Source organism: Nostoc sp. ATCC 53789 (genome assembly GCF_009873495.1).
In the GTDB taxonomy this organism is placed as follows: domain Bacteria; phylum Cyanobacteriota; class Cyanobacteriia; order Cyanobacteriales; family Nostocaceae; genus Nostoc; species Nostoc muscorum_A.
This window is the reverse complement of sequence record NZ_CP046705.1, coordinates 107,813-122,741: the sequence shown is the minus strand read 5'-3', so window position 1 is coordinate 122,741 and position 14,929 is coordinate 107,813. Positions and strand designations below refer to the sequence as shown.

The window sequence follows — 14,929 nt, the reverse complement described above, 5'->3', positions numbered from 1 at the left end:
ACGTTATTGTGACTCGATTATTGATTCTTCCAGAATGAATCGTTAGCGGCAGCAGATTGAATTATCTGGCGAGTAGCGGCGTTAGATTCCTGATCCTTCGCCGCAGCTTGCTCATCAAGCCTGTTTGAAATATCGGCAAGGTTAATATTTGCAACAGCCAAGGAACGGGATTGCTTTTGTGCCTCTGAGTGGATAGACTTGGCAATCACAACATTTTGCAAGTTTTGAATAGCGACCTTTTTAAGAATGTCTTGGGTAATAACATCCTCTTGGGCGGCGGCAGCATTTTCGCTTGATTGAGCAGTGGCATCATTAGTTATTGCTGCCTCTTGCGATTGCACTCGTTGACCCTCAACTCCTAGTACTGATTCTGACTGACCGCGTGTATATTGCTGGTTCCATTCCTTAATAGCGTTTCCGGCTTGAATGCGAGGGTCTAATATCAGCAACGCGCCTTCTTGTTTCTGAATCACTTTCTCGATATTCTTGCCAGCTTTTAGGGGATCAGGAATACCCAAATCACCAACACTAGATTCAATTGCCTGGGTTAATTCAGCTTCTAACTTGCCCAAACTTTTAGTAAATTCTTTCTGATAATTACTAATGTAAGTCTGCAAGCTGCTATAAATTTGTTGAAATTGAGTTAAGAAAGATTGGTTTTGATTAGTTTGAGCGGTGGCAGGGAGGCTAGAAAAGGATGTCAAAATCACTACGCCTGAGATTACGATCAATCGGTTGGTATTCAAGATACAAGTCCTCCAAGGCTACTACAAAAGGTTTTTTGGTACAAAGAGATTTTACGGTCGCTTGCTTTTTTGCTAAATCAAAAGAAACAGCTTGAACCATTAATGTTTTAGGTGATTCTTCCTTATTTAATAAACTGGTGAAGAAGGTATCATCGAAAGGCAAAGCATTAGGCGGAAGGGTAGAAGCAGGGGATCGAAAAAGCATGATATAAGCACCTGGGTCGGCGGATTCAGAGTTTATCCCCGGTTGCTCTAATCCACTCAATCGCTTATTTTGATATTTCAATGCTCTCAGGCTGGGGGAGCGCTTGATGGCATCCTCGCCCAATTCTATGTACACGCCACAGCCATTCTTCGCTTCGCTAATAAGCTTTTCGTATTGAGCTTGGTTGTATTGCCATACTTGAAAGCCGACTATTGACACGACACCTGCTAGTATTGCCAGCAACAGCTTATTTTCAATGACTGATGATAGAACCTTCATAATGGTTTTCCCTGTTTGATACACTCGACATAATATTTAGAAAATTCTGCCACCCAGGTGAACTTGTCACTGTGAATTTTCTTGAATTTATCTCGCGTGGCTTGTTCTTCTCTGCTATTAGCGACCAACGCCAGCAGGGGATACGAGGGATAATAGCGACAGCGCACATATTTGTTGTTGTAGTCCAACAGCCACAAAGTATATAATTGCTGAATGTTCGGGACAAAGCTTTCGTTTTTATCGATAATTTCTCTAGGGATGCCCAGCAACTCAGAAAAACTATTAGCCGCGCCTGGAACAATACGCCCAATCAATCGCAATGGCATATTTTGTAATATTTGTTCTCCCGCCTCCGATTTGGCGATAGAGATAACGTCCTGCGCCGCCAGAAACACCCGACAGCCTTGCTTTCGAGCCGTAGCGCATTTACGACCCGCAAGCCGCGACAATGCGGAAAATCCTAGCAATACGCTAGCCTCATCCATAAAGAACACGCTGTTGGGCGAGGAGAGGGATTGACGGGACGCGGCGATATATGCACTCATCCCGAACACTTCTGCATCTTTTCCTGATTGCAGATTAGTCAGTGCAAAGGTAATCAACTGGCTATCAGCCTGGAAGGTTGAAGGCTTGCAGATAGCGCTACCAATGCTACTAGCCTGCCAGTACTGTAACCGCAAGCGGATGTAATTTAACGCTTTTTCTACATTGTCGTCCTGATAGCCTAAGTAAATGTACGCAAGCGAGAAGAATTTCTCCATATCTGCCAATGTCGGGGTATTCGCCCACTCTGGGGTGTTTATCCCTGCTTTTCGCGCTAATTCAAATCGCTCCTTGATGTCAGCATCTTCGTAAAAGGCTTTTGTACCCAAAGGGATTACAGATTCTATAGTTTGTGATAGCAAGCCATCAAACTTTTGCGTTCCTAAAACTAATTGAAGCACGATTAAATTAATATCATTTCGATGGGCTTTTGTCCTTTCCTCCCACTGCGACTCAGGAATCTTTGATAGGTCTAGCGGTTGTACAAGATTGTTTGATTCCTTTGAGATATCAAAGTAAAATCCATTAAAGTAGGGCGTGAAGTCTCCAAAGGTTCCTGAACCATCATCATTGGGCAAGTCAATCATTAATACTGACATTCCCAACGCCAAGCATTGATAAATAATAGAGGCAATTATTACCGATTTCCCACTCCCGGTAGTGCCGATTACCATCATGTTTTTCGGCTTTGACAAATCGATATAGACTGACGATTGACCCTCATCAGCTACTAATTCAAAGCCTTGTTTATCACCGTGCGCTGTTTGAACGACTGGCGTTAAACCAATTACTTCACTAGCAAAGAAAGTGGCGCGTCTGTTGAAAGGAAAAGTCAGCTGCGGTCGCTGTCTCAACAGCAAAGTGTCAAGCCAGATTGACCATGTATATTGCATTTCTCTAATCAACTCGGCAGGCTGATTGATATACCCTGAAATCAGCCTGCAAGCGTCGTCGATTTCTTCTGGAGAGTTACGATAAACAAGGATTATGACAGCTACATTTTCCGGGACATCACCCGTGTAAAGCTGCTTCTGAGCATCGACTGACCGCTCCGTATTAATTTGCGCTCCTACGTCAATAGTCTTTTTACTGGCGCTAGCGGAGGCATTTATTGACCGCCTCGTAATCAATTGTTGGGTAAGCCTAATCATTTTTTGATCGGCTGGGTTAATCTCCGTTATTATCTCGACATCATAAATAACCTCGCGTGAGAATACATCCCATAAAAAGCGTATTTGCTGATAGGTTGAAGCAAACACCTCTGGTTTTTGGGCAAGCGTCATTACGCCGATATACTTCTTTTTGTCAGTACTCTGGTAGGGCAAACATACCCATCGTCTATCAGCATGAGGTATGCCGTTATTCAGAAGTACCGATGTCGCGTGTAATTGGTCGTTATACCGCGATGGGTTGGGCGTGGCTTCGTTAATCTCCTCCCTTAATTCACCAGTATCATAAACCAAGGTATGGGGCACTTTTACAGCCTTCGCACCCATTCTATCAACTAGGTCGCCCCACAATTGCTTGTCTGATTTTGGCGAGGGAAATAAACCCATTTCAGACAGTATTTGTTGATGGCGCAAAGAGACTATTATCGCTTTTTCAAGAACTTGAATTAAGTTTTGAAGAGTGAGTTCGGTCGCGCCTGTTGGCGTGAATTTGCGCTGTAAAAAGTTCGCCAGCTTAACTATTGCTCTATCTACCGCGTCACCACCTTCCGTTCCTCCTGGGCGGACAGTAAAAGTCGTGTAAATACTGAGCTTGATATCCTTACGCTGATGATTACGCGTCAGTTCTTGCATCCGCGCAACTTGCCCCCAATCAAGAAACTCACTCTCAAGAGATACAGGGCTAGCTAGCCTTTGACGATAGTCTTCAATTACTTTGTCTTCGTCGCAAAACGAAGACCAACGAAAGGTGAATTTCTCACCCTCCGAAAACTCTTTACAGCCGTTCTCAAAAGCCTTGGCGATCGCCTCTAGTCTCTCTGATGAATTAAACAGTGGGTGAAAGCCAGTGCATTCATATCCGAATACTAATTGCAGCGTGTTGTTAGTGTCGCTTACTTGTTTTTTGCTCAACAAGTAAGCTCCGATTTGATAGCTCCCCTTTTTTAGTTTTACTAAAGTTGCTAAGTCTAAAAAGTCTTCAAAGGGTACTATTTTTTGATTACGAATACTGCTTTTTACCATAGCTTAGGCATCCCCTTTGAACCCGCCCTTTTTTTGTTTTGGGGCGAAGAATATCTGACATAGCCACGAGTGAAAACTGGAACGCTTGGGAACACTCTTGACCAGAACAAGTAAGGACGTTTGCCAGATAAAACTATTACCGTAGCACTCAACCAAACACCAGCCAGCAGTCCCCAAACTATTCCTGCCCCAAACATAATCGCTATGATGAAGCCCACGCCAAACATAAATAACGCGACTGCAAACTGAAAGCCAGTAAAAATACTTATTGTTGCATTTTGACCAAGTGACTGATTCACCCGTTTCATGGGCGATTTATTGTACTCGCTCATCACTAACAAGCGGCTGTAACGCCGTTAAATAAGATACTTTGAGCAATCCAAAGCACCAGGATTATGAAAAACACGCCTACGGGCTGTTGAACCATCTGCGTTACTTCCTGCCCTTCACCAATGCCGTTAGCAACCTTAAGCCCAGAAGCTACAAAGTATACAAACAAAAGCACTGTGATGGTTGCATTGATCACTGCGGGAAGTGCTTTAATCGCCGTAGTTGCCGCCGCCGCACCACCCCCACCAATACCACCAGCGCCGCCGAACATACAAGTCATTGCCACCTGAGCCGAATCGAATAAGCCCCACCCATAAGAGGGCATCGACTGCATGACAATGATTGTCGCCGTACCTGCCGCGTAAATTTGATGCTGATACTTGCGCCCAATCGCCGCAAGCGCCTTAGCTAGAACTTGAGTTTGTGTTCTTCGCACAGAATTATTAGATGCCAAGGCAATTACTCCTTTTTTCATTGTTCTAGGAAAAATCTAAAAATCACCTTATTATCGAAGTTGGAAGTAACAAAAAATCTACTTCCCACTTCCCACTTCTGACTTGTTTAATGCTCTTTGTTGAAATTCACTTTCTATGTCAGCTAAAGTATGTTCCCTAGCTAGTGAGCGAATTTCCTGAAGTACTGTAATGTGACACTCGTATAGTTTTGCATAGCCATCTAGACCACCTGTTTTTTTGTTGGTGAATTTCTGGAACTCCGGCAAGTACTTCCGAGCTATGTTCAAATATGCTTGTAGTTGTCTTGCAGAAACCTTTGGCTTTAACATCGCCGCAACTTCTGGTCTTGTTAGTTCTTCATTTTGCCAGGTAAACCCCCCTATCCCCATGATTCTGAGAACTTCTTGGAACTTCTAACTACATATAAAAATACCCGCCTTTTTCGTGGCGGGGAAGGGGACATTTTACCCAGTTAGGAAACATTTATAGGTAAAAAGCAACTATTTTTTTTCCTTCGCGTTCCCACTTCTCATTCAAAAGCCAGCAAGTTATATGAACAACCTTCATTGGATTTCGATGCTTCTTTCCACACCTGAACCAGCTTCGGACAGTATCGTAACTTTCGTATCCTAATACGAACGCCATCTCTTGATAAGTTAATTTCCACTTCTTCTTAAACTCTATTGGGTGCATAGTATTTATTTGATACTTGCATAAGGAACTTATTTAATTATAAGACACTTACTTAATCAAATATTCATAATTTATTTTAACATTGTAAATCAATTTTTTATATTTGCTCATCTTATTTTTTTATAAAATATATTAGCTATTATCGGGTTTATCCAATTTATCTATAATAGAGATATTCTCTTTTAATCAATTATTTTTATGTCCAACACAGATGCTAATTTTCAGAAACTCTTTCAATCCAAAAATCAAGTTAATAAAGATAACGAAAATCCCAAGCTATTAGTCAATCGCCTAACTCCCACTGATGACCAAATCAAAGACTGGCTACAGTCACCACAAATCAAACAGTGGCTTACAAAACTACTAATGGGCATACCGAATAATCTCAAGATAGAAGCGATAAATACCATCATCAAAAATGTTATACAAAATCCAGATAAAGACTCTCGAGTACAATTCGGTAGTTCAACTATTGGAGTTGATGTTTTGCGCTGGCAGCTTTGGGCATCCTATAAATTACCTTACGCCAGTGGAATCAAAACTCCTGATTGCCCCTACACTTTGAAAAACCATTTGGATGCTTCTGACTAACTTGCCGGATGACCGAACAATTCGCACTCTTGCTAACGCCCCGCTCCGCTAACACAGTGACGCTCCTTTTCTGCGAGACGCACTCGCGTTCGTCGCTAACGCAATTCGCTTTTTCCGACGTACTTGTATTGAATATGTGATTTTTCCATTACTCATATCTAACTACGGTCGCATCCAACCAGGCTACTCTTGAAGTACACAATAAAATAGTTATCAGTAAACCAAAAAGTTTTCCTCAAAGAGCGATCGCTAATTGCAGCTACGTAACCTAAAGTGCTATAGGCTACCTATTTTATAAGTAAAATTAATATGTGTAATTTCTGACATCAAAAACTAATTTGCATTCGCTAAAGTCCCTTCGGTCATCAGTGAGCATCTTGGCGTTCGTAAATAGAATTCATTAAAGTAAAATGGCACATCAAATTGGGATAATCTCTTTTAGTCGTAAATATTTTTACCCCTGACCAAGATGCCAGCGCCTTTAAAAGTTGACCTGTCACCAATAGAAGATCAAGCCCTACTAGCACTCACTCAAGCAAAAGGTATACCACCAAGAACTCAAAGTCGTGCCACTGTACTACGCTTATCAGCCGCTGGATGGACAGTGCTAAAGATCGCACAATACTTAAAATGGCATCCACAGACTGTACGCGACACAATTCATCGCTGGTACTGGGGCAAACTCGATAGTTTGTGGGATTGTTCGCGTCCGGGTCGCCGTCGCCGATGGCATAACCCAAATATCAAGTCTCTGCTTCAATTCAAAATATCTTTATTTAGCTATCAACTTATTTTTATTTTATTTTCTTACATCTCTTACATCTATTTAATGCTATTTTTCCACAGTCATGGCGTTTCTACTACTTATGCAGTCAAAATTTACAGGCATTACTTGGATGAAGCACTCGCTACTCTCACCAGCAATCCCTACCAGTTAGCTGCTGACATCTACGGTATTGGTTTTCTGAGAACTGATAAAATTGCCTTTAATTTAGGAGTTGCACCTGATAGTCAGTTCCGTTACCGTGCTGGTTTAATTCATGTTTTGAACGAAGCTGCTGCCGATGGGCATTGCTATTTACCCCAGTCTCTACTAATTGAGAATGTTATCAAACTGCTGACTACAGCAGATCACACACCCGAAGAAGATGCCCTCGCTGATATTATCAAAGACATGGCACTCAAGGATGACTTAATCCGCGAGAAAAGCGAAGACCAAACGCTGCTATGTTATCTACCAACCTACTTTCACACCGAACAGAACCTTGCTCAATTAATACAATCTAGATTTTGCCAACCAGTTGCACAAGATATGCCTCGTGTTCGCGCCTGGATTGAGCGCTTCACCAAGAGTCATAAAATCAAACTTTCACCACAGCAACGGCTAGCGGTAGAAATGGCTGCATATTCAAGGGTAATGATTCTTACTGGTGGCCCCGGTTGCGGTAAAACTTTCACCACCCACACCATAGTCTCTCTGTGGAAAGCAATGGGCAAATCTATCGCCTTAGCTGCACCAACTGGACGCGCTGCTCAACGCCTGAGTGAAATCACACAACTCGAAGCCAAGACGATACACTGCTTGTTGGAATTTGACCCAAAGACAATGGGCTTCTTACGCGATAATCAAAACCCTTTACCCCATACCGCAATTGTCGCGCTAGAAGCTAGTATGCTTGATTTGTTTCTGGCATCTTCTTTGGTAAAGGCGATACAATACGGTTCCCAACTACTGCTAGTGGGTGACGTTGACCAGTTACCCTCTGTCGGTCCCGGTCAATTCCTTGCTGACTTGATTAATTCTGGTCACGTTCCGGTGGTGCGGTTGACCAAGGTATTTAGGCAAGCCCAACAGAGCGCAATTATCACCGCTGCTCACCAAATTAACCGAAGCCAGTTTCCCACTATTGAACCGATTTCCGATAATCCCGTGTCTGAGTGTCTGTGGCATGGCGGCGGTCATCACCCCAAACATGGTGTTAAAGCAATATCCGGAATCATTACAGACTTGATTCCCCGCCTGGGTTACAATCTAGCTACTGATGTGCAAGTGCTTTGCCCCATGTCGCGGGGTTTGCTTGGGACTCGTAACCTCAATACCGTATTGCAGCAGTTGATTAATCCGCCCAGTCCCGACAAAGTAGAGATTACCAGAGGTGGGAATTTATTACGAGAAGGCGATCGGATCATTCAACTGACTAATGATTATAATCACGAAATTTTTAATGGCGACTTCGGAATTATCAAGGCCATTGATCTTGAAGAGATGGAAGTTACTGTACAGTATCGTAAGCATACTGTCGTTAGAACCAGAGCAGACTTAAATCAAATTGCCCTCGCCTGGTCCCTCACCATTCATCAAAGCCAGGTTTCAGAATATCCGGTAGTAATTCTGCCAATTTATACGCAGCCTTATATGATGTTGTCTCGTAAACAGTTGTACACAGCATTAACTTGTGCCAAGCAGTTAGCGATTGTCGTTGGTTCCAAGAAAGCGATATCCAAGGCTTTGCGTTCTAGTGACGGCCAACTGCGATATACGCGATTACAGCAGCGGTTGGAAAGCGCTTTTTTGCACCCGACGATTGCAATTTAGAAATGTTCAACTTAACAATTTCACCCGCCTTGCGGTTGTTGCTCTCAATCAAGAGTGAGAAATCTGGTAGCTAGCTGTGCTTTCGCCCACAATTCCACTCGGTTTGTACCTTTTCCTGCTGCCTCGTAATCGACGGCGGGGCATTTCATTACTGGTAAGTGCCTTGGCAATTCTTGAGAAACTACTTCTCTAGCTCCCGTTTGCGGTTCTATAAAAAAAGTGTCTTAAACACAAAGCAAAGCAATCAAACCACTCTCAAAAAATAAACTAAAAATGACTCTATAGTTTTATGGCGTGATAGCGCTGAAAAAGCAGTACACTGCGGCGTAAATAAACTTTGGAGGACGCTCTTTGACCTCTTATATCATTTATTAACTATAAAGTCATTTTTAGTTTATTTTTTTCACCTAATTTTAGGCTTTTCAAAATAAATACCCTGCTGAACAATTGCATAACAGTATTGTGTTTGTCACGCTCCTCAGTATTAGAGGTGTACTATACGCAAAAATCGAGAAATTTTCATTCGCTTGAGAGTGAGTTGAAACGCCCATTTTAAAGGACAATAAAAATCAGACACTATAAAACCAGACGAAACTACACTTGTGTCTGATTATTAAGGGAGTAATAAAAATGACGCTCTCTCTTGTCCACATAACAGCGCATAGAAAGGCGATCGCTTCCTTGCCAGTAGCGCAGGCGGAGGCGAAGTTGATTGCGCTGTGGTTGGAAGGAAAAGCAGAGTCATCTATCATCTCTTACCGACGCTACATTAGGCGATTTCTGGAATTTTTGGACAAACCTCTCAAAAAAGTGACTTATGAAGACTTGGTAGAATACGCCAGTTGTTTTGGGGGCAATGCTGAAAGTACAAAGCGGATATATATTGCCGCAGCTAAAAGCTTAATTAGTTTCGGTCATAAAATTGGATATCTCCCTTTTAATGTGGGTATGGCGCTAAAACTCGGTGAACTGCCGGATGTAATCAACGAACGCTATTTAGACGAAGCTGATATTAAATTGTTGGTAAGAGCAGCTTCTAAGCATTTAACTGATGCTAAAACTCCTAAGCGCCAGTACACAGCCAAAAGAAATTTGTTAATTATCAAACTCCTGTATCAGGCAGGGTTACGGGCAAGTGAAATCTGTGATCTGACTTGGGGAGATTTGACACCCCGTGGTGAGAGTGGTCAAGTTTACGTGCGAAAAGCCAAGGGCAGCAAAAATCGGACAATTCTCATCAAGCCAAAGCTTTGGGCGGAATTAATGGAGTTCAAAGCTTCGGCTCACTCCAATCAAGCAGTGTTTCCAAGTCAAAAAGGGGGACATTTAGACCGTCAAAACTTGCACCCGATTGTCAAAGCAATTGCACAAGAAGCTGGATTAAGCGAACTAGTTTCTGCTCACTGGTTACGTCATGCTCACGGTTCTCACGCCATTGAGCGCGGGACTAATCCTGTATTGGTGAAAGAAACTTTGGGTCATGCCAATTTAGCCATCACCGATCGCTATCTCAAAGCTAGACCCAATGACAGTAGCGCTTTAAACTTGATGGATCTTTAACATTTTGCATGACTTGTGAAAATGCAGCCCAAATTGGAACCAGTGGCATCAATTGCTACCGGAAACGAAACAAAAAACAGCTTTCAAGTGCCAAAGGGATTTTTCTCTAGCCAGCCCCCTCCATAGGCAACACTTCTTCGGAGAGCCATTCATAAAATTCCGGTACTGCTGCCTCGACAAGTCGCAATTCATCAGGAGCGATCGCTTCAAGTTCCAGCACCGTATCCCAGCGCAAATCCTCAACCCATCGCTTAAGGATGCCTTTAATCACGTCAACCCCTTGCTTAATACCAGAGCGAAGTATTTCTACGCAGTGGAGTAGCGTAATCCGATCTGTCGGAGGCGACTCAAATTCGGTAGTATCCTCCCCTTGGCAATGGGAGTTCCCTATAGCATCAAGGGGGGGGGTGGATACGGGCTGCTGATTGGGGTTTACACTATACGCCGCAGGGGTTTGGGGAAGATAATAGGTTCGATTTTCTTTTTGATTACGCTTTTCCACGCGATGAGCAATTACATGCATTGCAAATTCTAATTCCTCTTTAGATAAAGAGAAAAGTTTCACCTGTTGACCCCGTTTACCTTGCTTGCGGAAAGTCAACTTTAGCCCCAGCTGCTCTAGCATTGTGGCCAGCAACCAAATAGGTTTACAGTCACTGGGAATAATAAACCCAAGAATTGCTTTGACGTGAGCAGCGCAGTTTTTAGCGATCGCCGTCATCTTGAGTAAGGTGGAATCGTCGGCAGTAACTTCATCACCCTTCATTAAAGAAGTGAGAATTTGATGCAATCCCAGGTTAAATCTAGCAAGCCACCGTGCGGAGTAATTACCCCAGTCGATGCACAAAGGTAGATTGTCACGTTCGGTGCGGTCTTTTTGGGTGACAATTGTTGGTGGCGTAGGATAACTTTGCCCAGTTTTGGGGTCAGCAATTGATTCTTCGGGTGGGGCTAAAATTGCTTCAAGTCCAGCAATTGCTCTAATTAAGCGACCACCTTTATCCATTTCTACGAGTGATTCGGTTACTTCGATGCCGTAAGAATCAGAAATGCGGAACTTTTCGCATTCAAAAATTTCATTAGGGTCAAGGTAATCTTTGCTCTGACGGGCACGGTACTCGCTCAAAGTAATATTCTTAGCCTTGGCAACAGCCGAATTGTGGGCACTATCCAAAGCTTGTGCTGCTGCTTTTAGACTTTCAAGAGATTGGTCGTCATCATCACTGCCCACACATATAAATGTATTGCCCATTTCGGTGAGGAGCGATCGCAAATCATCGCGCAGATTATTTAGAGAATAGTGGCGGTTGGCCATAATTTGACAATAGGCATCTAAGGCCCAATCTTTCTCTGCGCCCCTTAAGCCTGTTTGACGGTCAATCCGCAACAGAAAAGCTGTCATTTCATTGGTTTGGAGCAAGCGCTCTTTAATCTTGGATGCGTTTGTATCCTTGTAACCAAAGGGAGGACGCGGGGCCACCCAAATATGAAACGGGACTTTTGGACGATAACGGTACAGTTGCTGGGCACACTCAGTAGCTGTCTGGCTTACGCCGTGAAACACACCGAACACTAAATCAAAATGATACTCAGAAATATCGACACCAGTACCGAGACTGGGAGAGGCGAATAAGGCATCAAAGTTTTTGACGGCGTTGGTGATATCTTTGATGAAAGCAACATTTTCATCGCTGCCAGAATTGTCAGAGTGAACAGACCAGATACGCCATGAAGCCCTACGGGCCGGGCAAGGGGTAAGGGGTAAGGGGGAAAGGGTGGAGGAATCTGTTAATTCTTCCTTTTCCCCTTCCCCTTTAACCTTTTCCCCCATCTTTTCGTATTTGATAGTAAAGGATTTGTCGAGTTTTTTGATAAAACGCTTACTGTCGCTGGCAACCATAACTTTTTCTCCAAGCATCAGCGCTGCCGAGATTTGGGCGACTAGAGCGCTAGAATTATCCCCCTCGTACCAATAAATTGTGCGTGAACCGTTTCGCCACTCGTTTTTAATGATGTAAGGTACTTCACCGAGTGGTCGCATGGAGCGGAAGAAGTTTACCGTTAAATCGTCCATGTGTGCATCAGCGATGACGACCAGTGGCGCATTGTATACTATATATTCCAGTACCTCCAAAATGGCGGCGCGATGTTGTTTGCAAGTATTACTGTGCAGCAGGTGGGTAAGGTATTGGCAGGCTTCATCTATAAATATGCAACCGTAGGTGAGAGACTGGGTATTCAGCTTATGCAAGCTGTCAATAGTAATACTAAGGGCTTGGGCCTGGGCTAAACCTGTGTAACCCAAGTCTGAATACATCGCCGTCCGCAAGCGTTCGGCAAGATTTTTCAACAAGTTAACCCGATGTCCATTGTTGAGGAACCGCGCGTCGGGGTTTTGGTCACGCCACCAGCGCATAAGTTCAGTTTTACCAGTGCCCATGTCGCTCCAGAGTACGACTAGTCCTGATTTTGGGAAATTGAAGCTAGGGGATTTCTTCGATTTGGATGAATCAACTCCGCTAGAATCCGTAGACTCCTTGTTTGGAGGATGTCCTTTTATAGATGACGTGAAAAGTTGTTCCTTTTCAAGCTCATAAAGCTCAGGTACTCTCAAGCATTTTTCTTCAAGTTCAGGAATGCACAAAGCTTCAGAGAGATACTTGACATTAATAGTGACATCTGGTTTGTACTTACTTAGTCCCCATTTTTTAGCCCGATACGAGCGCTTGTAATCAGCAAGTGATTTGGCATCATCGATGATTGCGGTCAGTAGAGCGTTAGCATCTTCACCGCGACCAACCACGAAATCATCAACACCTTTTTCTGGCCCCGGCAGTAATGCAACTTCACAAAAGCAACCTGCCGATTCGATTGCTTTTGCAGTGCGAACAGTGGCTTGAAACACCGACCACCTGGTTTTAGAAGAAGTTTCGTAGTCAAAAAGAATTATGAACTTGCGCCCCGCCTGAGCCATTGGTACTAAGTCAGGATGCAACCGTTCATCAAAATCTTGTTTGCCCACGCGCCCGTTCCAAATTCCAGGGAGTGCGATCGCTACAAACCCTAAACTAAGCAAGCAAGCGGCTTTCTTCTCACCCTCGCATAAGATAATCGGAATCTCTGGGTGCTGCTTTATCCACTCCCAAAATATTAATGGATTGAGTTGATCCAGCAAGCGCAATGCTAAAAGTGAATGATAGCGCTTAATTAAATAGCGTTTTGCAACTTTGTCCCAGATGGGGTTAGCGACATCGAAGTAGGTAACACGGTTGGGAGTTTTGGGGGGTGACTCGTATTTGACGGGTTTCCCTTTTTGCCAATCAATGCGAGGAAAGTTGGGCTTGATCCTTCCCCACTCCATCGGTTGCCAGTTCTTGAATGGGTCAAGTGACTGAATCCACGTCCCACCCAGTAATAGGTGCTGATACAGCTTTAAGTATCCATCGGTGACTCGCCCTGCATTCTTGCGTGGGATTTTATCAGATATGAACAGGTAATCATAAACTGATTCTCCCTCTACATGGAAAAAGTTGCGCTTAATCAACGCCGGATGAATGGCGCTACCAGCTAACAACTCATGGTACTCCGCAGCCGTGAGGTTGTTTGGGTATTCAGTTGGAGAGGCTGCGCCTGGGTCAAGGGTAAGGGGCAAAGGGGAAGGGGAGGAAGAATTTGTTAACTCTTCCCCATCCCTTTTCCCTTTTCCCTTTAACCTTGACCCCGTAATATTCGGGGTATGGTTCATCGGTTCTCCCCTCGGAATTCCTTGGAGAGAACTCTTTCAAGCTGCGAAACCCAAGGTCTAGCAGTTCGCCAACCCAAAATTGCTGGGTGGAGGTCGGCGCTTGTGCAGAGGAGCAGGGGAGCAGAGGAGAGGCTTATATAAGTTCTTTCCCCTCTGCCCAAGAGCCCCTCTGCCCCTCTGCTAACCACCATGCAAAGTTGACTTGCCAGACTACTAGCCTGGATATGCCGAAAATTTCCCTTCGTCACAGCACAAAATTGCCATGCGAAAGCTGCACTCGACCCCATGCGCTCTACTACTGCGCTCTTGGGGCGTTCTTTATTTATCACTATATTTTCCCCTGATAACTCGGTTTACAAGTTCAGAGGGGGTTGCATCAGTTATCAGTCAACAGTCAACAGTTATCAAGGACTGTAAATTCCAATTGATAACTGGTAACTGATAACTGTTATTCGCGCTGCTACATCTTTTAGCTACAAAATTCGCAATTTTTCTTCATCGAACTTAACTTTACAAAAACTTATGAATTTCGACAACCAAAATAGACCACAAGGAATGGACTTTCCAAGCGGTAGACCCTATAATGGATCTGGCAGCGCGGATTATACTCTCGGACAAATTTAGTAGTCGTCTCGGTCGGCAAACTTCAACGAAAACTTTTTTTGTTCCTTCGAGATCAACCCCGCTCTAAGAAAAACGATGGATTTTACGAACAGACAAAGCGCCTACTCCTTAGTGGCGCTTTGTCCTTTAGATTTTTTGACGCTTTCACTTTCATATTTCCCTTCATTTCATTAGCTTGTTTATCCTAGCTCTCAAAGCTTTTACACTTTAAGAAAACTGAAAAGTGATCTGATATCTTAAGCATCGCTTACTTAGACTACTTAAAGTTGTTTTTGGCTTTAAGTGTTGTTTTTAATCCTCCGCTAATTATATTAGCTTTAGTAATCTACTAGAACTTTTCTTAATAGAGTACGTACTTGAATTAGAATAG

Annotated in this window: 10 protein-coding genes; 3 read left to right on the top strand and 7 right to left on the bottom strand. The window is 43.6% G+C overall.

What is annotated here, in order from left to right:
• Positions 1 to 17: 17 nt before the first annotated feature.
• Genes GJB62_RS32255 through GJB62_RS32230 form a run of 6 tightly spaced genes read right to left on the bottom strand, consistent with a single transcriptional unit; the run spans position 18 to position 5,139 of the window.
• Positions 18 to 710, bottom strand: coding sequence for a hypothetical protein (locus GJB62_RS32255; RefSeq protein WP_114085042.1), 693 nt, complete (start codon positions 708 to 710; stop codon positions 18 to 20).
• Positions 688 to 1,230: a hypothetical protein gene (locus GJB62_RS32250; RefSeq protein ID WP_114085043.1), complete on the bottom strand. Its 543-nt coding sequence runs from the start codon at positions 1,228 to 1,230 to the stop codon at positions 688 to 690. Before GJB62_RS32250 ends, GJB62_RS32255 begins: the two co-directional genes overlap by 23 nt.
• Positions 1,227 to 3,965 (bottom strand): DUF87 domain-containing protein, encoded by a 2,739-nt coding sequence (locus GJB62_RS32245; protein ID WP_114085044.1) that lies wholly within the window; start codon positions 3,963 to 3,965, stop codon positions 1,227 to 1,229. The genes GJB62_RS32250 and GJB62_RS32245 overlap by 4 nt, the downstream gene beginning before the upstream one ends.
• Positions 3,959 to 4,297, bottom strand: coding sequence for a hypothetical protein (locus tag GJB62_RS32240; protein WP_114085045.1), 339 nt, complete (start codon positions 4,295 to 4,297; stop codon positions 3,959 to 3,961). The genes GJB62_RS32245 and GJB62_RS32240 overlap by 7 nt, the downstream gene beginning before the upstream one ends.
• A 2-nt stretch (positions 4,298 to 4,299) precedes the next feature.
• The gene (locus GJB62_RS32235) at positions 4,300 to 4,770 is read right to left on the bottom strand and encodes a hypothetical protein (RefSeq protein WP_114085046.1); all 471 of its coding nucleotides are present in this window, start codon (positions 4,768 to 4,770) and stop codon (positions 4,300 to 4,302) included.
• Between the two features lie 57 nt (positions 4,771 to 4,827).
• On the bottom strand, positions 4,828 to 5,139 hold the full coding sequence (locus tag GJB62_RS32230) for a hypothetical protein (protein ID WP_114085047.1): 312 nt from the start codon (positions 5,137 to 5,139) through the stop codon (positions 4,828 to 4,830).
• A gap of 502 nt (positions 5,140 to 5,641) precedes the next feature.
• On the opposite strand from GJB62_RS32230, the gene GJB62_RS32225 reads away from it, so the two are divergent.
• The 3 genes from GJB62_RS32225 to GJB62_RS32215 all read left to right on the top strand — a co-directional run bounded on the left by GJB62_RS32225 (position 5,642) and on the right by GJB62_RS32215 (position 10,190).
• Positions 5,642 to 6,034 carry a hypothetical protein gene (locus tag GJB62_RS32225; protein ID WP_114085048.1) on the top strand — a complete coding sequence of 131 codons (393 nt, stop codon included), beginning with the start codon at positions 5,642 to 5,644 and terminating at the stop codon, positions 6,032 to 6,034.
• Between the two features lie 469 nt (positions 6,035 to 6,503).
• On the top strand, positions 6,504 to 8,630 hold the full coding sequence (locus GJB62_RS32220) for an AAA family ATPase (protein ID WP_114085049.1): 2,127 nt from the start codon (positions 6,504 to 6,506) through the stop codon (positions 8,628 to 8,630).
• 630 nt (positions 8,631 to 9,260) lie between these two features.
• On the top strand, positions 9,261 to 10,190 hold the full coding sequence (locus tag GJB62_RS32215; protein ID WP_114085050.1) for a tyrosine-type recombinase/integrase: 930 nt from the start codon (positions 9,261 to 9,263) through the stop codon (positions 10,188 to 10,190).
• 106 nt (positions 10,191 to 10,296) lie between these two features.
• Here GJB62_RS32215 and GJB62_RS32210 read toward each other — a convergent pair whose 3' ends face one another.
• On the bottom strand, positions 10,297 to 13,935 hold the full coding sequence (locus tag GJB62_RS32210) for a plasmid replication protein, CyRepA1 family (protein ID WP_245246298.1): 3,639 nt from the start codon (positions 13,933 to 13,935) through the stop codon (positions 10,297 to 10,299).
• Positions 13,936 to 14,929 lie beyond the last annotated feature (994 nt).